This is a genomic window from Pseudonocardia sp. WMMC193 (assembly GCF_021728735.1).
In the GTDB taxonomy this organism is placed as follows: domain Bacteria; phylum Actinomycetota; class Actinomycetes; order Mycobacteriales; family Pseudonocardiaceae; genus Pseudonocardia; species Pseudonocardia oroxyli.
In genome coordinates, this window is record NZ_JAKKDO010000003.1 from 3,791,213 (window position 1) to 3,809,195 (window position 17,983).

The window sequence follows — 17,983 nt, forward strand, 5'->3', positions numbered from 1 at the left end:
GACCGCTTCCAACGGGCCGGCCGGGTGACGCTGTCTGGGTGGATCAGGCCTCGACGTCGACGGTGACCAGCCGGTTGGGCTTCCAGATCACCTGGGCCGCGGAGAGCTCCGCGCGGACGTAGACCATGTTGCGCTGGGCGTAGTCCTTGTGCTGGTTGAACGCCAGCACGGACAGGCCCTCGTAGTCCAGGAGCTGGATCTGCTTGAAGTCGCCGAGGATGACCTGCCCCTCGGCGAGCCGCTCCGACACCGCGCGAGGGCGACCCCAGGCGGTGCCCGGGCCGGACCCGAACGGGCCCTGTCCGTAGTAGCGCTGGTTGGCGTCCTGGAGCAGGTCCCACTTCTCGTCGTCCTCGGGCGAGAGCAGGACCGCGGTGACCGAGCCGCCGATGCGGGTGACCTTGGTGATGGCCTTGCGCACGGTGGTGACCATGTCGGTGTCGAACGCCTGGTGCTGCACACCGGTGGTGTTGAGCAGCCCCTTCGGGATCCCGTTCGTGCCGGATCCGTTGAGCAGGACCTCCTCGACGACGTTGTCGAGGGAGTACTCCAGCTCGCTGTTCATGTAGCTGGCGAACGCCGGGGCGTTGCTCAGGAGCTGGTTGGTGACGTCGTAGCCGTCGGCGTAGGTGTAGACCTTCGCGTCGGCGAGGTTGGTCTGCAGGTCCGAGAGCGGCTTGAGCTGGCCCTCGGCGACGATCGCGGCGTTGCGGGTGACGCCGGTGACCTGCACGTACTCGAAGTTCCCGTCGGTGTTGCCACGGGCGATCAGGTCGAGCAGCGTGAGCCGGTCGCGGTCGACCTGGTCGATCGTGGGCAGCCGGATGGGCTGCACGCGGCCGACGTCGAGGGTCAGGGTGGCCTTGCGGTGGTCGTGCCACTCCTCCAGCGAGCCCGCCTTGACCCGCCCGATGCTGATCGGGGTGCCGTTCCCGGCGCCGCCCGGGTGGTTCTTCTGGAAGGCCTTGTAGGCCTCGGACCCGATGAACCGGTCACCGAAGGTGGCGCCGGCCTTGCGGTCGCGGGTGCGGTAGCGGCCCTTACGGCCGTCTCCACCGGAGCCCGAACTGGCCTTTCCCGAGCCGCCCGAGCCGCCGTCATCGCTGTCGTCGTCGCTGTCGTCGTCGGCGTCGTTGTCCACGTCGGACAGGTCGTCGAGGGCCTTGGACGCACGGCCCGCGGCGTCGATCTTCTTGGTGAGCTCGTCGACCTCACCCTTGATCGTCTCGATCCGGGCGACCTCGTCGTCGGTCAGGTCCCGGTTGCCCTCGCGGGCCTTGCTGCCGATGGCGCGGGCCTCGTCGAGGAGCGCCTTGCGCTGCTGGCGCAGGTTCATGCGGATTCTCCCATCAGGGTGAGCTCGGTCAGATCGATCGAGGCGATCAGCTGGGCGGGGTCGCGGGACAGGCTCGCGGCCGACTTGCCCCCGCGGGGGTCGTCGTCGGTGGCGGCCCGGCCCGTGGCGCGGCCGTGAGCTCCTCTGGACTTGCTGTCGTCGTCGAGCGGGGTGGCCGCGTCGAGGACCTCGGAGATGCTGTCGCGCGCAGCGGACAGCCGGTCGTAGTTGGTCTGCGAGAGCACGCGCCCGGCCTTGACCTGGGCGGCGATCGTGCGGGCCTTCACGTCGAGCAGCTCGGTCTCCTGGTTGACCCCCAGCAGACACGGCCCGACCTCGTGGAGCTTGAGGCGGCGAAGCTCGAACACCTCGTCGCCGTCGCGGGTCGCCCAGCCGGAGTCGAGGATGTCGTAGGCGAACGAGGACTGCGTGACCCGCCGACCCTTGAGCAGCCCGTAGACGTGGGCCGCGGTCGGGTTGGTGTCGCGGTCGAGGATCTCCCCGAGGATGAGCAGGCCCTTCTCAGTCTCCTCCGCCTCCTTCACCACGCCGAGGTGGGCGAACGGGTTGCGCCAGTCGTGCGACCAGATGATCGGCAGCGGGTCCCCCGAGGCCGCCCACTCGGCGAGGGTCTCGGTGAACGCGCCGGGCATGACGACGTCGCCCCACGAGTCCTCGACGTCGAACACGCTGACGATGGCGCGGTACTGGCCCTCCTTGAGCCCATCGGCGTCACCGACAGCCTTGACCTGGGTGCGGAACTCCCGGACGACGGTCATCTACTCGCCTTCCACGTGGAACTTGACGATGCACTTGCAATTGGCTCGGTCGTCGACGTCGAGGTTCACCGAGTCCCCGGGCCAGCGGGCCCCGTTGGAGAAGGTGTCGGCCATCGGCACGGTCTCCCCGTCGAGGCGCTTGTGCTCGGAGCGGGGGTTGGTCGAGGTGGTCTCCCACGTCTTGTGGGTCAGCCCGGACGCGCCGGCGGCGTCGTGCCCGCCGAACCCGAGCGCCTCGGTGCGCATCGACAGGGCGAACAGCCCGGCGTTGGTGGCGAGGTGCCCGAATGCGTCGGCCACGCGGGTCTTCCAGTCGTCCTCGTCGGCGACCGCCTCCTCGAGACGGGCCTTCGTGGCGGAGTTGATGGACTCGGCGTGGCTGGCGGCCGCGGCGAGCAGCCACGCGGTCATCACCTCGGCGTCCCAGCCCTCGGCCTCGGGGTTGTAGAGGGCGAGCACCGCCCACGCCCCCGCCTCCGCGAGCCGCATGATCCGCGGGGAGATCACCGCGGCGAGCTCGCGGTCCCACCGCTCCGCGTCCCAGACCGCGTCGACCTCGCCGGCCTTCCTGAACTCCGCGCCGTGCGCGAGCTCCTCGCGGCTGCGACGGGCCTTCTCGGCGCCCAGGGCGGAGGTGACCGAGCGGGACTGGCGGTCGAAGAACGCGCCCAGGTCGTCGGTGAACACCGCGAGCTCGGCGTCCGGATCCGCGAGGTCCTCCGGCGGCCCCGCGGTCTCCTCGTCGTCGGCCTTGCCGTGGGTGCCCCGTCCGGTCCCCGTGGGTGGAGAGCCCGAACCGGACGGGGCGTTCTTGGGGCCCGCGTTCTGCGAGCCGGTGTCGTTCGGCGAGGCCAGACCGCCGACGATCACGTTGAGCGGGGTCACCAGCGCGTCGCCGCCGTCGACCGCGGGCAGGTTGCGCCGGGCACGGGCCTCGTTGCGGGTCATGTACGGGGCGCCCACGCTGGACTGCAGGACCTGGGCCTCCTCGCGGAAGCTGCCGCGCATCTTCGCCTCGACGTTGCCCTCCACGTAGAGCGGGCGGCCCTGGTCGTAGTCGGGGACGAGCTGCACGTTGAGGAGCTGGTCGCGCAGCGTGATCCACGGCCCCAGCGCGTCGCCGTAGAGCATCTGGCGGAACGCGTCGATGTTGGAGAACGTGCCCTCCCGCGCACCCACGAGCTCCGGCGGGATGTGGAAGGCCGAGGCGACCTCGGCGTCGGAGAGCTTGCGGCCCTCCAGGTCCCCGGTGTCGCGCGGCTTGAACGCCTCGATCGGCTTGGCGGTCATGCCGTCCTCGAAGATCGGCCAGCCGCCCTCCGCGCCGCCACCACGCGTGTAGTTGCGCAGCCCGGCGATGAACCGGTCCTTGCCACCGCCCTCCCCCGACCAGTCCGGCGCATCGGCCGGGCGCTCGACGATCACCGGCACCCGCGCGCCGTTCTTCCAGACCGTGCGCCGGTAGGCGACGGCCTCGGTGGACTCACCGAGGATGTCGGCCAGGGTCTCCATCGGCGAGGTGCCGTTGACCCCACGCACCGAATACCCGGCGTCGTAGATCATCTCGTCGGGGTCAAACTCGTACCAGCGGCCATCCGACATCGCGACCCGGATCGCGGTCACGTCGTCGACGCCGTCGCCCTCGAACCGCACCCGCCGCGCCGGGACCCGCACGAGGCTGAGCTCGCCGTCCTCGCCCGGCACCTTGAAGATCGCCATCTTGTCGAAGGTCATCCAGTCCACCAGCACCGAGTGCCAGAACCGGAACGGAGCCAGACGTCGCCGCGGCTGGCGCATCGTCCTGGCCAAGACGTGGTCGTTGACCTGCGCTCGGTCGTTGTCGTCGACACGCTCGTGCAGGTGCAGCGGGATCGACGCCACCCCGCGGGCGGCGAAGTCGACGACCTTGCGCACGCTGGGCTGGGTGCGCCACACCTGGGCCGCCCGGTGGTTGGCCACGTCGTAGAGCGGCACCCCGGGGTCGACGACGGTCAGGCCCGGGCGGGACTCCAGGTGCGAGCTCAGCTCGCCGAGGGTCTGGAAGATCACGGGATCTGCACCCACACGATCCGCTCGCGCACCACGTGGAACCGCCCGTCGGCCTTCTTGGGCTGGTCGCCCGGGCGACCCGAGTGCACCTCGACGTCGACCAGCTCCACGGTCTCGGCGCTCACGCCCTCGACGATCCCCGCTACACCGGCGCCCTCGAAGTCGAGCTGGAGGATCACCCGCGTGCCCAGATAGCGGCGCAGGTCCTTCATTCGTCATCCTCGTCGTCGAAGTCGTCCTCGTCGTCGTCGAGGTCGAGTGGCTCGGGCGTGCCAGCGGCGGCGAGCTCGCACCGCTCGCCGGTGTGGGCCCGGAACGCGACGACGGTGTCGAGCTCGACCGCGGCCAGGTGCCGTTCGAGGAGTCGTTCACCTCCGATGGCGCGCGCGAGCGCCACGAAGTCCTTGCCGAAGGCCTCGCTCAGGTCCCCGAGGAGGACCGCGGTTCGGCACTTCTCGCACTCCTCGACTGGGGGTCCTTCGCCTCGGTCGAGGACTGCGGCGACGTCGGCCGGGCGACGATTCGGGATGCGGAGCTTGAGGGTCGCGGCCTCCGCCAAGGTCTCGCTCACTGCCTGTACCTGATCAACGGAGGGCTCCTCTCGCGAGCGGATCAGACGACGGCCAGGCCGCCGCCGTCGCCGCTGTAGGCGCTGCGGCGTGGGGGTTTGTGATGCATCGCGCGGACCATCGCGGTGGTCATCGCCGACACGCCGTCGATCTTGTCTGCGGCGCTCTTCTTGTCCGGCTTGACGTTGCCCGAGGGATCCGTCACGACGGCGAGGTTGTCCATGTGCCAGCGGGCGACCGGGTTCCCGCCGTGACGTAGCAGCGGGTCCGCAGCCGTCCCAGTCGCCAGGAGCCGCTTGATCTCCTTGAGCGCGGGCGACAGGGTCGCGTAGCCCTGCCGGATCTCCACCAGCGGCATGCCCTCGCCGAGCAGGTCGTTTGTGAGCTGGGTGGCGTTCCACGGGTCGAACCCGATCTCCTTGACCTGGAACGTCTCGACATCGGCGCGGGCGACGATCTTGACCGCCTCGTAGTCGACCGTGGCCCCCGAGGTGACGTCGAGCAGGCCCTCCTTGACCCACCCCGACGCGGCACCGGCGGTGCGCTTGTCCAGGTCGGCGATCTGATCCTCGGGGGCCCAGAACCGCCAGACCGCATCCCAGCCCTCGCCGATCTTCGACGGCGGGAACAGCCAGCACAGCGAGGTCATGTCGAGCTTGGACGACAGGTCCAATCCGCCGTAGGCGATCCGCCCGGCGAGGCGGCCCTCTCGGACCTGACCGGCGTTGCGGTCCCACTCCGGCAGGGTGATGTAGCGGCTGGCCTGCTTGGTGCGGATCCCCAGGTGTAGGCGCTGGTAGCGGGCCATGTTCGCGGGCGAGGCCTTCGCCTTGGTCGCCTCGGTGTCCAGAAAGCTCTTCGACACCGACACCCCGTAGCCCGGGTTGGCCCGGCGCTGGGTGGTCTCGGCGAACGGCGGGTCGGACTCCCGCGCCGCGAAGATCACCCCGTACTGGCGCGGGTCAGAGATCACCCCGGTCGCGCACTGCTCGATGTAGCGGCGCTTCGCCCCGTACACCGAGTTCGGCTTGCCATCGTCAGGCGTGGTGATGATGACGATCAGCGGCTGTGTGCGGGCGGCAGTGCCGGACTCGATCGCGTCCAGGACGTCCGGGTTCTTGTGGACGTGGAGCTCGTCGACGATCGCGCCGTGCGGGTTCGCGCCGTGCAGCAGGTCACCGACGGACGCGACGACCTCGAACTTGCACTGGTCGCGCGGCCGCTCGATCCGCGAGTGCAGCGGGTGACAGCCGCTGCGGCGCAGCGCCTTCGACTTCTCCGCGATCGCCTTCGCCGGGTCGTAGCACTTGCGGGCCTGGTCCCTCGACGCCGCCGCGGCGATCACCTGGGCGCCGGGTTCGCGATCGCCGAACGCCAGATAGAGCCCGAGCCCGGCCGAGAGGGTGGTCTTGCCGTTCTTGCGCGGGACGTCGAGGAAGGCGTTGCGGATGATCCGCACCACGAGCCCGTCGAGGTCCGGATCCGGGGCCACCCACCCGAACACCGGCGCCAGGAAGTACGCGACCTGCCACGCGTCCGGGGCCAGCGGCCGCCCCGCCCACCGGCCCTGGGTGTGGCGGAGCAGCTTGAGCGAGGCGATCACCCGGTCGACCCGCTCCGGGTCGAAGTACGCGCCCGGGAAGTCCCGCGGCTCCGGGGTGCGCACCGCCGGTCTGCACCAGCGCGGCAGCCGATACCCGCGTGTCCGCAGGTACCACTTGACCTCCGGACTCAGCTCCGCTACCGGCTGCGGGGTGGCCGCCGGTACAGAGCGCGCAGTACGAGCGCGCGGCGGCACCTCAGCCCAGCCGCGGAGCCTCGGTCAGCGCGAGAGGATCTGCCAGGATTCGAACCTGGGTCTCCGCGTCGGGGGCCACCGCTCTGCAGGGCGGGAACCACGCTGAGCCCGGTACCAGGCTCGCGCGGTCCGTGGGGACTCGAACCCCACCGACGCGGCGTCTTTGGCCGCTGGACGACAGAACCGTGTGCTGCGAGGTCACGCCGGGACCTCGAAGACGTGGAAGATGTAGCGGCCGCCGGCCATCGACAGCGTCGCGAGGTGCTCGGCCGCGGTCACCTGCTCCGGGAGGTGCGAGCCGGTCCCGTACACCAGCAGCGTGCGGAGCTCCTCGACCGCGTCGACGTCGACGATTGCCCACACTTCGAGCGCGGTGGTCCCACCCCGGGCCGCGACGACGTCGAGGATCTCCGCGCCGACCGGCATCCGCAGGCGCGTCTCGGTCTCCAGCGGAGCGGTGAACCGCCAGATCGCGCGGCTCACGACTCGGGCTCCGAGACGCTCCGGTGCGGGCACCGAACGGCCGCGATGTCGAGCCGCACGTCGTAGCGCACGGACACCTCGGCGTCACCCTCCTCGAATCGCGCCAGCGCCGCCGCGATCTGCTCGTCGTCCTCGTAGCCCAGGCCGCCGTAGTCGTCGGGCCCACGGACGCCCGACACGAAGTCGATGACGGTGTAGAGCACGGTCCGGCGGACGTTGAACGGGACGGTGAGCACGACCCACCGCCCGCCGGTGGAGACCGCGCGCACGGTCCACCACACCCGGCGGGGTTCGTCGCGGAACTCGACGCGGTCTCCCGGGTGCAGCTCGACGATCTCCATCGGGTAGCGCTGCAGCCTCATGCGCGCCTGCCCGGCCATCGACCGCGGCATCAGCCGCCGCCCGTCGCGGCGAACAGGTCGCCCTGTTCGCCGTCGTCGTTGCGGACCTCGATGCGCTGGCGAGCGGCGAAGGTCATGCCCATCTGCTTGGCGTACTCCAGCATCAGGGCGGACTGCTGGCGGAACTCCGCGCCGGCCGGGTTCTTCTTGCGACCGCCGTCGCGGTCGTCGACGAGGACCTCACCGGTGGCCAGCGCCTCAGACGCCTGCCGGGCGGCGAGGAAGTGGCGCAGCATCATCTCCAACGTCATGCCGTCGACGCGAGCGATCAGCCCGGCCTGGTGGAGCTCGCCGCTGTACTGCTCCCAGAGCGCGGCGAGCTCGGCCGCGCCCTCCGCGCTGTCGTCCCAGCCGGCCGGGTGCTCGGGCTCGGCGAGCGGGGTCTGCTCGGCGACCGTGCGCACGCCGTCGTCGGGCTGGCCGCCGTCGACGACGGACATGTGGCTGGGCAGCTTGAGCTTGCCGCGGGCGCCCACCGGTCAGCCCTCGATCGCCGAGCGCAGCAACGGCCACGACCGCCGCACCCGGCCGATCAACCCGACGCGGCGGCCCTCGGCGCGCGCAGCGACGACCGCGGCCTGCCACGGGTCCGGTGCGATGCCAGCCTGGTGGGCGAGCCAGTCGAGCACGGGGTCGCGCTCGGTCGCAGGCCCGTCGTCGACGGCCGCGGCGGCGGGGGTGGCGGGTCCGTGCATGGCGGGCCTCCTCTCCTGATCATGTCTCGGTGGGTGGTCGATGCTCTGACCTGCCCAAAACCTGAAAATGCCGGGTGCGTGCGGAAAGTCATCGGCCGCCGCTGGCCCTGGGGCGTACGTGGAAATCCGAACTCCCCTACCCCGGGGGTCAGTCCGTCGGGGCGGCGCCGCGGCGGGCGGCGTCGGCGCGAGCTCGGCCCGCGCGCGCTTCGAGCTCGGTCTTGCGGTCGTGGCAGTTGTCGGCCCGGTCGCGGTTGTCGCAGATGCACCGGATGTTCTCCGGGTCCCGCGCCGCTCCGCCCTCGCTGATCGGCTGGACGTGGTCGGCGCCCGAACCCCAACGGCCACACAGGTAGCAGCGATGCCGATCGCGGGCGACGACCCGGCGAGCGAGTGAGCGCCACTCGCTGCGGGTCATCCCGTAGTGCTGTTCGAACGTCGGGCGTCCGGCCCAGCCACCCGAGGCCCGCGGATGCTCCGGGCACCGAGCACCGCGTGGTCCGTAGACCAGCGTCGAGCAGCTCGGCGCCACGCAGGGGCGAGGCGGACGTTCGGGCATCAGGTGCTCGCCTCCGCACGGGAGCGGAGGATCGCGCTGGGGTTCCACCCGCCGGGGGTCGGGTCCCCCGGGTGGCCTCGGGGGGGGAGGTGCCGCCGGGGGTCTTGCACCGGGGGGGGTGTCGACGACCGGGGGGGGTTCTTGACCCACTGCTCCGATGATGACGGCGGCACCGTGACAGACGATCGCGGGCGAGCGCAAGTCTCGCCACGATCGAGTGGCGTGTCGGCGGGACCGTGACAGGTCGAGACTGGGACGGGTCTGGCCATCTGTTATCGACCATCCCTGCGTTGCTGGTCAAGCCAGCGCGACGCCTTGACGGCGAGGGCTCCGGGCCCTTCGTCGTCGACGGCGGCCATGTAGTCGATCACCCTGTCGGCGTCCCGCTCGGTCAGCTCGTTGGACGTCGCGAGCGGGCGGCCGATGATGGCGGAGGTGAGGCGGAGGCGGTCGTCTCGGTCCTGGACTTGAGCGACCTTCCAGAGCGCGTGCATGCGCCGGTGCTGGTAGCGCGTGGGTCCGCTCACGGCGGGGTCACCGCCCAGCGGTGTGCGCCGACGTCCTGCCACGCCCATCGGATGAACTCCTCGGGCAGAGGCATGGGCGGCGACTCAAGCTGCAGGACCTCGACGCGCTCGGCGATGTGGCCCGCCGCGGCGAGCGCGGGCTGACCGTCGTCGTCCTCGACGTAGGACAGGTAGGCGACCTGGCGCGGACCGGGCCGCGGCTCGATCCAGCCCGGGATCAGCACTCGCATGGCGTCGATCCCGTGCAGCCGCAGCCAGGCCAGCACGGAACGGTGGATGTCGTCGGGTGGGAACTCGAAGTACTCGTAGCGGGTCATGTGCTCAGCTCGACGTTGAGCAGTGTGAGGACGTCGCCGACGCGGTAGCGCCGGCCGGGCCGTTGGACCAGGCGGCCGCGGCTGGCCCACTTGCGGATCCGCTCGGTCTTGAGCTCGGCGAGCTGGTCGCCGAGCAGCTCGGGCATCACGCGGGAGAGCTCGGTGGCGGTGAGCAGTTGCTCCTTGGCCTCGCTCAGCAGGGCCCGGCGGCGGGTCGGGACGTCGTAGACGGCACCGCACCCGGGGCAGGTGACCGCGGCCTGTCCGGCCGCGGCGCCGAGCGCGCGGCCGCAGGTGTCGCACGGGCCGAGGGACTGCAGCGGCCCGGGCCCGTAGATGGCGGTGCGCATGGTGCGGGCGAGCCAGCGGGTCTCGTCGTGCATCTGGGCGATGTCGGGCAGGTGGCGCAGGACCTGGCGGTGGGCGATGTGCCAGCCCGCGAGGTGGGCGGTGCGGTCGGGGTAGGCGGGTTGGTAGCCGACGATGCGGGCGACGTCGAAGGCCCAGACGCGCAGGGTCTCCCCGGCGATCCAGTACAGGTCGGCCGCGGCCTCGGCGTAGGGCAGTCCGGCGTCGCTGGTGGAGTCCCCGACTGCGGAGGAGACGGCCTGGCGGGTCAGGGTGACGCGCAGCTCGGGGGTCAGGCGCCCGACGCCGCGTAGGGCGCGCAGCAGCTCGGTGAAATGCGCGCCGCACAGGTGCGCGGGCGTGGTCTGGTCGCAGCCGCCCTCGGCCTCGCAGGTGTGGCCCCGGGTCACCGACGGCGGCCTAGCTGGACGCGGGCGAGATCGGCGGCGAGCTCGTCGCGCAGGCCGTGGGGCCGACCCGCGTCGATCCGCTGGCGTCGGCGGTTGGTGTGGGCCTCGACGCAGATGCCGATCCCGGCGAGCAGCAGGCCCAGCGCGGCCGCGCCGACGAACACCAGGTACAGCCAGGCCATCAGATGGTCCCCCGCTCGGGAGCGCCGAGGCGGCGGGCCACGACGCGGTTGGTGCCGTCGAAGAGCAGGACCGGGGGTTGCAGGCCGCGGCTCTCGGCGAGGATCTCGTAGGCCTTGGCCTGGGCGCCGAGGACGTGGACGGTGATGGGTAGTTCGAGGACGGCGAGGACCTCGTCGTGCTCGTCGAGCTGGCGCGGTGCTGGGGTGGCGTCGCAACGAGTGATCTTCATGTCGGGGAGCTCCTCGGTTCGGGCGGGCGGGGTCCCGTCGCGGTGCGGCGGGTGGCTGCGAGGTCAGCGGCGGCGCGGATGCGCCGGTAGTGCGCGGGCTGGCGGTCCAGGGGGCCGCTGCCGTCGAGGTGCTGGCAGGTCTCGTCGACGTCGACCCCGCAGGTCGGGCACGGCACGGTCTGGGCGGCGTCGCGCTCGGCGAGCCACTCGCGGGCGTAGTGCGCAGCGAGCTCGGCCCGGGTCGGGCGCCGTCGAGACATCTCCGAACCTCCTGGTCAGGACGCGATCGCGGCCGCTGGGGCGGGCAGCGGCCGCCAGGGACCGGGGCGACGCCGGAGCTGTCGGGCCGGGTGGCGGGTGCGGTCGAGCGCGGCCTTGCGGTCGGCGCTGGCGGCGGCCGCGGCGGCGACCTGGAGGGCCTGGCGGTACCCGGCGCAGTCCTGGACCGCGAGGATCCGGCGGTGGTCGCAGACCCACGTGCCGACGTAGCCCTGCTCGCAGCCGTTCGGGCAGGTCGCGGCGGCGACGCGGCGTCGTTCGCGTTCCCGCTCGGCGAGGTGCGCCTGCTCGCGTCGGGCCTGCGCGGCGGCCTCGGCCGCGGCCCGGTCGGCGGCCTGGGCCTCGGCCCGTCGGGCCCGTCCGCAGGCCCCGCAGGGTGCGGGGGCTCGGCAGTCGAGCTGACCGCACACCGACCCGGGGTCGTGTCTCGGCTCGGTCGGGGTGGGTGGGGGCGTTCGGGTCGCGCGCGGTCGGGTGGTCACCTCGGTAGTCCCCCCAGGAGTAGTTACGGGACCTACGGGAGGGGAGACACCAGGATGTCCCGCCGATGGGCCCGGGATGTCCCGCGGATCGGGTTGTCCACAGGCGGTCGGGTCGATCGGCGCGCCACCATCGTGTCCCGCGGATCGTTGTTCGGGATCGGGTCCGCGGGACACAGGCGTGTCTCCCGGATCGGGATCGGCGGGACATCCAGGAACGGGGTCGTGGAGCCAGGCGGGCAGCGACACCATCTCGTAGACGGTGCCGCGGCCGGTGCGACCACGGCCGCCCGCGCGTTGCACGACCACGACCAGGCCGTGCCCGATCAGCTCGGCCATGGCGCGGGTGGCGGTGCGCTCGGTGGCGCAGAGCTTGTCGGCGACCCGGCCGCGGAACACCTCGCCGCGGCGGGACTCGACCCGGCAGGCCTCGGCCACGACGGACAGGGCGTCGATCGCGTTGCGCGAGACCCCGGCCCGGTACAGGCGGCGGGCGTAGGAGAGGACCTCACCGTGGAGTTGCCCGGCCATCGCGCGACACCTCCCGGGCGAAGCGTTGGTGCGCTGCCTGGCGGGTGATGCCGAGCCGGGCGCCGATCTCGGCCCAGGTGTAGCCGCGGTCGGCGAGTCCGACCACGGCCGCGGTCAGTGCGGTGTCGACGTCCTCGGCGAGGCGGGCGAGATCGGCCAGGCCCTCGATGTCGCCGTCGGCGACCCGGCGGCCGTGCGCCTGCACGATCCGGCGAGCGAACGCGGCGTAGTCGGGGTTCTCCCGGTGTCGGCGCGATCGCCGACGGGGCCGTCCTGTCAAGGTGGGCTTGACTGAGTCGGTGGCGGTCATCGCGGCCGTCGATCCGCGGCGCGCAGCTCGGCGAGCATGGCCGACTCCAGGGGGTCGCGCGGGACCCCGCAGCCGTCCACCATCGCGCCGCGGCGGGCGGGGCGGCGCAGGAGCAGCCGCAGCGCGACGGGGGCGATCAGGCGTAGCAGGGGCAGGTGGGCGGGGAGCGTGCGAATGCTCCGGGGGATGCTCATGGCAGACCTCCCGGTGTCGTGGGTGGACTGGTCGTCGGGCGCGACGGTGGGTCGAGTCCGGCGTAGGTGACGACGTCGACCGCGGCCGGAGTCAGGCGGCCGTGCTCGATCAGGCCGCGGCGGCGCAGCGCGGAGGCGGTGCGGGGGTGCACGTCGACGAGGGCGGGCAGCGGGATCCGATCGCCCACCGCGGCACCGGCGACTGCGGCCTGGTAGCTGTCAACGAGGGCTTGACGTCCGGGTGTCGTGAGGTCTCGCCACACGGCCTGGGCAGCCAGGATCCGCCCGAACAGCGCGATCCCCGACCGGGTCGCGAGCGGGTGCCGCCGCGCGCTTGGGGATAGGCCCGCGACGTCGCCCAGGTCGCCGGTGAGGACCCGGCACGTCAGCGGGGACGGCGGGCCGGTCACGAGGCGGCCCGGATTCCGGGCGGTGGGCCCGGCTTACGCGGCCGCGGCCGGGGATCCGGGGCGACGGCGAGGACCTTGGTCCACTGGTACCGTCCCGCGCCGCCGTAGCGGTACACCCCGCCCCACAGGCCGATCAGCTTGTCCTCGTCGGCCTCGGCGGCGCACTCGTCGAGGACCGGGCAGCGGGCACACCACTTCCGGGCCAGGCGCCGGACCCGGCTCACGCCGGACTCCCCCGACCCGGGGCCCTTCGAGGTCTTGGGGAAGAACTCGTCCGGATCCGGGGCGTCACGGCAGGCGGCCTCGTCGCGCCAGCTCACGGTTCACCCGCGGCCGCCGCGACCACCCGACCCGCCGCGTTCTGCTCGTGGCGGATGCAGTCACACCGCGCGCACGCCGAGATCCGGGTGACCAGCACGACCCGGCCGCGGCCCGCGACGTCGACCTCGCGGGCGGCAATCACGTCCCGCTGGAGGAAGCGGTGCCAGCCCAGCCGACACCTCCGGTCCGGCCAGCGCGGTTCGAGCGGCTGGTGCCGCAGCAGCGGCCGAGCGCGGGCCAGGCGCTCCAGCTCGGCGACCCGATGGGCCGGGCAGAGCCGGTTCGGTTGCCGGTTGTCGCCGATGCACAGCCGGCACGGGGTGTCGGGCGCGGTGCGGTGCAGCAGCCCGCAGGGCACGCACGACTCGCCCGCTGGGCGGGTGATCGAGCCACGCAGGACGCCCGGGTAGCGGTCGAGGGCCATGTCCCAGGCGAAGCGCAGCACGCAGCACAGCGGGTAGCCGAACCCGAGCCCCAGCCGGAACACGCGCAGGGCCCGCGCGAGGCCACCCGGGACCGGCAGCAGGGCGGTCACGACATCCACCCCGTGCTGCCCAGGACGACCAGGGCGATCCCCAGCAGCACGCCGATCGGGGCGGTGATCCCGCGGGGGAGCCCGCCGTTGATGTTGTACGGCCGCGGCCGCGCGAGCCACGCCAACCATCCGATCAGCAGGGCGCCGACACCGACGAACGCCGCCCGCGTGATCTGCTCGCCGGTCATCGGGCGGGCCGGTCGTCGATGGCGATCGAGCGGAGCACGCCGCCCTTGGGGTTGCCCAGGTCGGCCATCCGGAAGGGGATGGCCTCGCCGCGGATCACGGCGTCGTCGGGGACGTCGCGGCGCATCGCCTCGGCCACGAGCTCGCGCAGCTCACCGAAGTTGAGCCAGCCCTTCGGGTCGTCGGTGCGCTGGGTGGGGTAGCGGTCAATCGCCATCGGAGGTCTCCTGCGGGGTGTCGTCGACGGCGAGCTGGCCGGTCTTCACGCCCGGCTTGGTCGCGGCCTTGTCGGCCTCGATGCGGCGCGCCAGGTCGGCGAGGTCGGGCGGGTGGGCCTCGGCGCCGGGGCGGCGTTCGTCGCCCTCGGGCTCGTAGCGCTGGGGCATGAGCACGCCGCGGTAGTGCGGGCCGATCTCGACGAGGATGGGCTCGCGCTGATGGGTGCGGTACCACGACATCGTCGCCTTGCGCCGCTCGGCGACCTTGACGAATGCCGACGCGGCGCCGGCGGTGAAGTCGGTGCGCGGCAACGCCTCCTCGATCCGTCCGGCGGCCACCTCGACCCGGTGGGCGGTGGTGCGGTCGAGGTGCTGGTAGAGCGTGATCCCGGGGAAGTCGTGCAGCTTCATCTGCGAGAACGACAGCGACAGGCCGTCGTTGAACAGGTTCGGGTCCTCGCACACGGTCACCGTCTGCCCGTCGCGGTCGACGTCGACGGTGTGGTGCTCGTCGGCCTTCGCCGAGGACTTGAACACGGCGATGATCGACTGGCAGTCGCGCACCGGCCACAGCGACGGGCCGTCAAGCTGGCCCTGACAGTCGGTGTAGGTGTGCCCGGCGACCAGGCGTGTCGTCGAGGCCCCGCAGAGCAGGTCCTTCTCCCCCGGCTCGACGCCCCACTCGCCGCGGGAGGTGTGGACCAGTACCCCGGACAGGCCGCCGACGCGGGGGTCGGTGAACGCGGTGTGGATCAGGTCGGACAGGAATCCGATCAGTGCGCGGGTGTTGACCCGCACCGCCGCGGTCACTGCGGACCGTGCCAGGGGTGCGGGCAGACGTGCACCTCGCCCTCGTGCTGCACGGCCGGGTGCAGCTTCGGGTTGTGCGAGCCGCAGCGCGGGCACCGCGCGGGCACCCGGCCGACGTGGTCGTGCACGCCGTCACACTGGCCGCCCCGGGTTCGCCTCGCCGCTCGGCGGTGGGTGGCGATCGCGGCGAGGACCTTGAGGGCGTCGCGTTCGAGGTCGCGCAGCGCTTCCGCGGAGTCGGTGAGGTCGCCCTCGAAGTCCAGCCCCTCAGCCCAGGCCTGCACCGCCTCGGCCAAGGTGACGTGCGAGTGCAGCGACCAGGACGGGACCGCGCCGCGGCGGCCCTCGTCGTCCTCGACCACGTCGTGGTCGTCGGGTTCGGGTAGCTCGACGACGACCGGGCCCGCGCAGGCGTCGCCGCTCTTGGGGGCGATCGCGTAGCCCAGGGCGTCGATGCCACGAGCGATTCGCTCGTACCAGGGCTCGCCTGCGGGTTTGGCGGTTACCTGGGCCGCGTCGCGGAGGACTGCCGACGGGGTGGTCTTCACGGTGACGGTCTCCATCAGCGGGTCCTCTCGGCGGCGAGCGTGGCGCGGCGGCGGGCGGCCCATCCGGCGCAGAGCTCGGCGGGGGTGCCGTCGGCGCGCCACGGGACCCCGGCGGCGATCGGGGGGTCGTAGGCGGCGGTGTGCCCGGGGATCTCGGCGCCGGAGGGGTGCACGAGCTTGACCGGGCGGCGGATGCCCTGGTGGCAGAAGAACCGCTCCCCGCGGCGCGCGATGCGTTCGAGGAACTCCGCGTCGCCCGCGACGTCCTCGGCGCCGGTCCGCTCCGGCGAGGTCGGCCGGTAGGCGCAGTCCTCGCACATCCGCGGGCGGGTGTTGGGCTCGATCCCGGCCGCGAGCAGCTCGGCGGCCCGGGTGTCGGGCGGGCTCTGTTCGAGGTCGTAGACCGGAGTCCAGCAGGTGCAGGCCTCCGGGCCATCGTCGAAGGCGCCCTCGCAGCAGTTCCCGCCGGTGTCGGGGGCCCCGATGATCCGGGGCGCGAGGTGGCAGCCCATCAGGCCCTCCGATCGGCGGCGAGCTCGCGGCGGCGGGCGTCGGCGCGCGGGGTGGCGCGGCGGGTGCGGAATGGGGTGCCGTGCTCGTCGAGGGGCAGCGAGAGCAGGTGGACGCCGCGCGAGGTGCGGGGGCTGGTCCGGGGCCGGTACCGCCCTTGGGCGACGAACATGCCGCCGCGGATGGGGCGCTTCGCGCGTCTGTCTGGGGACTCCACTAGATCTCCTGACCGTCGGGGGTGGTGCTCTCGCGGCGGGGCGCGGGCGGTGGGGGCAGCGCGCCGTGGGGGCCGACGTCCCAGAGCGGGCCGTAGCGGTCCTGGAGGGTGGCCAGGTCGGGCACGGCGGACTCCGAGAGCAGCCACCAGGTGCCGTCGACGCGCGGGATCCACACGTCGCCCTCGCGGTCGCGCCAGGAGTGCCAGGACCGCATCGGGGCGGGCGGGGGCGGGACCTGCCGGGCGGCCTGGTCGAGCAGGCGCAGCGCCTCGGCCAGCGGCGGGGAGATCTCCTGCACGGCGTGTCGGACGGCCTGCCCGGCCGCGGACCAGGTCAGCCGCAGCGAGTGGACGAAGCTGTCGACGTCGGGGTTGGCGTAGGTCTGCGGGTCGACGCTGGTCACGAGGGCAGCCCCGCAGCGCGGCCGGAGGTGATCGCGTCGTAGAGCCGCATGGTCCACCGGGCGTCACCGAGAGCGGTGTGACGCTCGTCCTCGGCGGCCTCGGGCACCCCGCAGAGGGAGCTGAGTTCGGCGGTGGGCATCGCGGTTGAGGCGTCGCCGCCGCGGCCGAGGATGTACCCGGCGGCGAGGGGCCGGACGTCGGTCAGGTGGTAGTCCCACGTCGGGGTCAGGCCCTGGAAGCGCAGCAGCGCGGCGACCGCCTCGGCGTCGAACCCGGGCACCATGCCGATCCAGTGCGCCCCGTGGGTGAGGCGGGCGATCTCCTCGGCCGCGGAGATGCCCGAGAGGTAGCCGTCCCACAGTTCGCTGCCGTTGGGGTGCAGGACGTGGGTGGTCGCGTCGTCGTCGTCGGCCTCCGGGCGCTCGGTGGCCCGCCCGGACAGGTAGCGGCCGTAGGGGTGGCGCTCGTGGAAGCGCCCGACTCGGAGGCCGAACGGGTCGGCCGCGCCGAGGTCGATCTCGACGAAGGACTGCCAGGTGGTCTCTCGGCCGGGGCCGCGGTCGGTGTCGGGTTCGCGGCGGATGATCGCGATCTCCCAGATCTTGCGGTCGGGGTGGGTGCCGTCGGTCTCGGTGTCCACGAACACCAGCGGGGCCGAGGCGGGGGCGGGCGAGCTCATGCGGTCACCGATCCGAGCGTGTTGAGGGGGTCCGTGGCCTGGGCGAGGTCCAGGCGCAGGTCGTCGAGGGTGCGGCCGAGCGCGGCGAGCTCGTGGTGTGCGAGCTCGCGGAGCGCGTCGACGGTGCGGGGGCCGGGGCCGCCGTCGTGGCGGTGGGTCATGCCGATCAGGTCGGTCGGGGTGTCGGCGTAGCGGCCGGACACCGTGACCGCGGCCCCGCCCGGGATCGAGCGCAGCGTGACCGCCGCGGCGGTGAGGCCGCCGTCGAACTGGGCTGCCCACGCGAGCATCGAGGCGACGTCGAGGCGCAGCGCCCAGGGGTAGAGCTGCCAGTGCCCGTCGACGGACAGGGCGTCGACCGGGTCGGTCAGCAGCGAGGGCAGGTGCTCGTGCTCGGCCGCCAGGGCGACGACGTGATCCACCCATGTGGTGGGCGGGCCGTCCGCCGGGTCGATCTCCGCGGGCTGGTCGGTGGGCTGGGCGGCGTCAGGCATCGCCGATCACCTGCAGGTCGGCCGCCGCAGCGAAGAACCCGAACACTCCGCCGTCGGTGCGCACCTCCCAGTCCATACCGACCGCCGCGGCCCCGCCTGTGGCGCGGCCGATGATCCGACCGGTCGCCCCCGCGTGGGGGTGCTCGGTGCTCCGGACTCGGACACGCACCCCCG

At 72.9% G+C, this 17,983-nt stretch carries 33 protein-coding genes; all 33 read right to left on the bottom strand.

What is annotated here, in order from left to right; genetic code table 11:
* Positions 1–43 precede the first annotated feature (43 nt).
* Positions 44–1,336, bottom strand: a complete 1,293-nt coding sequence (locus L3X23_RS19600) for a phage major capsid protein (protein ID WP_237193572.1) — start codon at positions 1,334–1,336, stop codon at positions 44–46.
* Complete coding sequence (locus L3X23_RS19605) at positions 1,333–2,115, bottom strand: HK97 family phage prohead protease (RefSeq protein WP_237193573.1); 783 nt, start codon at positions 2,113–2,115, stop codon at positions 1,333–1,335. Before L3X23_RS19605 ends, L3X23_RS19600 begins: the two co-directional genes overlap by 4 nt.
* On the bottom strand, positions 2,116–4,164 hold the full coding sequence (locus L3X23_RS19610; protein ID WP_237193574.1) for a phage portal protein: 2,049 nt from the start codon (positions 4,162–4,164) through the stop codon (positions 2,116–2,118).
* Positions 4,161–4,376 carry a hypothetical protein gene (locus L3X23_RS19615; RefSeq protein ID WP_237193575.1) on the bottom strand — a complete coding sequence of 72 codons (216 nt, stop codon included), beginning with the start codon at positions 4,374–4,376 and terminating at the stop codon, positions 4,161–4,163. The genes L3X23_RS19610 and L3X23_RS19615 overlap by 4 nt, the downstream gene beginning before the upstream one ends.
* Positions 4,373–4,723, bottom strand: coding sequence for a hypothetical protein (locus L3X23_RS19620; RefSeq protein WP_237193576.1), 351 nt, complete (start codon positions 4,721–4,723; stop codon positions 4,373–4,375). Before L3X23_RS19620 ends, L3X23_RS19615 begins: the two co-directional genes overlap by 4 nt.
* A 53-nt stretch (positions 4,724–4,776) precedes the next feature.
* Positions 4,777–6,399, bottom strand: a complete 1,623-nt coding sequence (locus tag L3X23_RS19625; RefSeq protein WP_237193577.1) for a terminase TerL endonuclease subunit — start codon at positions 6,397–6,399, stop codon at positions 4,777–4,779.
* A 330-nt stretch (positions 6,400–6,729) separates the two neighbouring features.
* The gene (locus L3X23_RS19630; RefSeq protein WP_237193578.1) at positions 6,730–7,014 is read right to left on the bottom strand and encodes a hypothetical protein; all 285 of its coding nucleotides are present in this window, start codon (positions 7,012–7,014) and stop codon (positions 6,730–6,732) included.
* A complete protein-coding gene (locus L3X23_RS19635; RefSeq protein ID WP_237193579.1) occupies positions 7,011–7,376 on the bottom strand; it encodes a hypothetical protein in 366 nt (121 codons plus the stop codon). Before L3X23_RS19635 ends, L3X23_RS19630 begins: the two co-directional genes overlap by 4 nt.
* A 29-nt stretch (positions 7,377–7,405) precedes the next feature.
* Positions 7,406–7,891 carry a P27 family phage terminase small subunit gene (locus L3X23_RS19640; RefSeq protein ID WP_237193580.1) on the bottom strand — a complete coding sequence of 162 codons (486 nt, stop codon included), beginning with the start codon at positions 7,889–7,891 and terminating at the stop codon, positions 7,406–7,408.
* Positions 7,892–7,894: 3 nt separating this feature from the next.
* Positions 7,895–8,110: a hypothetical protein gene (locus L3X23_RS19645; protein WP_237193581.1), complete on the bottom strand. Its 216-nt coding sequence runs from the start codon at positions 8,108–8,110 to the stop codon at positions 7,895–7,897.
* A gap of 148 nt (positions 8,111–8,258) precedes the next feature.
* Positions 8,259–8,528 (bottom strand): HNH endonuclease, encoded by a 270-nt coding sequence (locus tag L3X23_RS19650; protein ID WP_237193582.1) that lies wholly within the window; start codon positions 8,526–8,528, stop codon positions 8,259–8,261.
* 413 nt (positions 8,529–8,941) lie between these two features.
* A complete protein-coding gene (locus tag L3X23_RS19655) occupies positions 8,942–9,196 on the bottom strand; it encodes a hypothetical protein (protein WP_237193583.1) in 255 nt (84 codons plus the stop codon).
* Entirely contained in the window at positions 9,193–9,513 is a 321-nt protein-coding gene (locus L3X23_RS19660) for a hypothetical protein (protein WP_237193584.1), read from the bottom strand. The genes L3X23_RS19655 and L3X23_RS19660 overlap by 4 nt, the downstream gene beginning before the upstream one ends.
* Positions 9,510–10,271 (bottom strand): hypothetical protein, encoded by a 762-nt coding sequence (locus tag L3X23_RS19665; protein ID WP_237193585.1) that lies wholly within the window; start codon positions 10,269–10,271, stop codon positions 9,510–9,512. Before L3X23_RS19665 ends, L3X23_RS19660 begins: the two co-directional genes overlap by 4 nt.
* Positions 10,268–10,453 carry a hypothetical protein gene (locus tag L3X23_RS19670; RefSeq protein WP_237193586.1) on the bottom strand — a complete coding sequence of 62 codons (186 nt, stop codon included), beginning with the start codon at positions 10,451–10,453 and terminating at the stop codon, positions 10,268–10,270. The genes L3X23_RS19665 and L3X23_RS19670 overlap by 4 nt, the downstream gene beginning before the upstream one ends.
* On the bottom strand, positions 10,453–10,683 hold the full coding sequence (locus L3X23_RS19675; protein WP_237193587.1) for a hypothetical protein: 231 nt from the start codon (positions 10,681–10,683) through the stop codon (positions 10,453–10,455). The genes L3X23_RS19670 and L3X23_RS19675 overlap by 1 nt, the downstream gene beginning before the upstream one ends.
* Positions 10,680–10,943, bottom strand: a complete 264-nt coding sequence (locus L3X23_RS19680; protein ID WP_237193588.1) for a hypothetical protein — start codon at positions 10,941–10,943, stop codon at positions 10,680–10,682. Before L3X23_RS19680 ends, L3X23_RS19675 begins: the two co-directional genes overlap by 4 nt.
* A 15-nt stretch (positions 10,944–10,958) precedes the next feature.
* Positions 10,959–11,972: a hypothetical protein gene (locus L3X23_RS19685; protein ID WP_237193589.1), complete on the bottom strand. Its 1,014-nt coding sequence runs from the start codon at positions 11,970–11,972 to the stop codon at positions 10,959–10,961.
* Entirely contained in the window at positions 11,950–12,282 is a 333-nt protein-coding gene (locus L3X23_RS19690) for a hypothetical protein (RefSeq protein WP_237193590.1), read from the bottom strand. Before L3X23_RS19690 ends, L3X23_RS19685 begins: the two co-directional genes overlap by 23 nt.
* Positions 12,279–12,476, bottom strand: coding sequence for a hypothetical protein (locus tag L3X23_RS19695; RefSeq protein ID WP_237193591.1), 198 nt, complete (start codon positions 12,474–12,476; stop codon positions 12,279–12,281). The genes L3X23_RS19690 and L3X23_RS19695 overlap by 4 nt, the downstream gene beginning before the upstream one ends.
* Complete coding sequence (locus L3X23_RS19700; protein ID WP_237193592.1) at positions 12,473–12,664, bottom strand: hypothetical protein; 192 nt, start codon at positions 12,662–12,664, stop codon at positions 12,473–12,475. Before L3X23_RS19700 ends, L3X23_RS19695 begins: the two co-directional genes overlap by 4 nt.
* A gap of 218 nt (positions 12,665–12,882) precedes the next feature.
* Positions 12,883–13,206, bottom strand: a complete 324-nt coding sequence (locus tag L3X23_RS19705) for a WhiB family transcriptional regulator (RefSeq protein ID WP_237193593.1) — start codon at positions 13,204–13,206, stop codon at positions 12,883–12,885.
* Positions 13,203–13,742: a hypothetical protein gene (locus L3X23_RS19710; protein ID WP_237193594.1), complete on the bottom strand. Its 540-nt coding sequence runs from the start codon at positions 13,740–13,742 to the stop codon at positions 13,203–13,205. The genes L3X23_RS19705 and L3X23_RS19710 overlap by 4 nt, the downstream gene beginning before the upstream one ends.
* Positions 13,739–13,930 carry a hypothetical protein gene (locus L3X23_RS19715; protein WP_237193595.1) on the bottom strand — a complete coding sequence of 64 codons (192 nt, stop codon included), beginning with the start codon at positions 13,928–13,930 and terminating at the stop codon, positions 13,739–13,741. Before L3X23_RS19715 ends, L3X23_RS19710 begins: the two co-directional genes overlap by 4 nt.
* Positions 13,927–14,145 (bottom strand): hypothetical protein, encoded by a 219-nt coding sequence (locus tag L3X23_RS19720; protein WP_237193596.1) that lies wholly within the window; start codon positions 14,143–14,145, stop codon positions 13,927–13,929. Before L3X23_RS19720 ends, L3X23_RS19715 begins: the two co-directional genes overlap by 4 nt.
* Complete coding sequence (locus L3X23_RS19725) at positions 14,135–14,956, bottom strand: hypothetical protein (protein ID WP_237193597.1); 822 nt, start codon at positions 14,954–14,956, stop codon at positions 14,135–14,137. The genes L3X23_RS19720 and L3X23_RS19725 overlap by 11 nt, the downstream gene beginning before the upstream one ends.
* Positions 14,953–15,519, bottom strand: coding sequence for a hypothetical protein (locus L3X23_RS19730; RefSeq protein WP_237193598.1), 567 nt, complete (start codon positions 15,517–15,519; stop codon positions 14,953–14,955). The genes L3X23_RS19725 and L3X23_RS19730 overlap by 4 nt, the downstream gene beginning before the upstream one ends.
* A complete protein-coding gene (locus L3X23_RS19735; RefSeq protein ID WP_237193599.1) occupies positions 15,519–16,016 on the bottom strand; it encodes a hypothetical protein in 498 nt (165 codons plus the stop codon). The genes L3X23_RS19730 and L3X23_RS19735 overlap by 1 nt, the downstream gene beginning before the upstream one ends.
* Complete coding sequence (locus L3X23_RS19740; protein ID WP_237193600.1) at positions 16,016–16,231, bottom strand: hypothetical protein; 216 nt, start codon at positions 16,229–16,231, stop codon at positions 16,016–16,018. The genes L3X23_RS19735 and L3X23_RS19740 overlap by 1 nt, the downstream gene beginning before the upstream one ends.
* Positions 16,231–16,635 carry a hypothetical protein gene (locus L3X23_RS19745; protein ID WP_237193601.1) on the bottom strand — a complete coding sequence of 135 codons (405 nt, stop codon included), beginning with the start codon at positions 16,633–16,635 and terminating at the stop codon, positions 16,231–16,233. Before L3X23_RS19745 ends, L3X23_RS19740 begins: the two co-directional genes overlap by 1 nt.
* On the bottom strand, positions 16,632–17,315 hold the full coding sequence (locus L3X23_RS19750) for a hypothetical protein (protein ID WP_237193602.1): 684 nt from the start codon (positions 17,313–17,315) through the stop codon (positions 16,632–16,634). The genes L3X23_RS19745 and L3X23_RS19750 overlap by 4 nt, the downstream gene beginning before the upstream one ends.
* Positions 17,312–17,809, bottom strand: a complete 498-nt coding sequence (locus L3X23_RS19755; RefSeq protein ID WP_237193603.1) for a hypothetical protein — start codon at positions 17,807–17,809, stop codon at positions 17,312–17,314. Before L3X23_RS19755 ends, L3X23_RS19750 begins: the two co-directional genes overlap by 4 nt.
* Positions 17,802–17,978, bottom strand: coding sequence for a hypothetical protein (locus L3X23_RS19760; RefSeq protein WP_237193604.1), 177 nt, complete (start codon positions 17,976–17,978; stop codon positions 17,802–17,804). Before L3X23_RS19760 ends, L3X23_RS19755 begins: the two co-directional genes overlap by 8 nt.
* Positions 17,979–17,983: the final 5 nt, after the last annotated feature.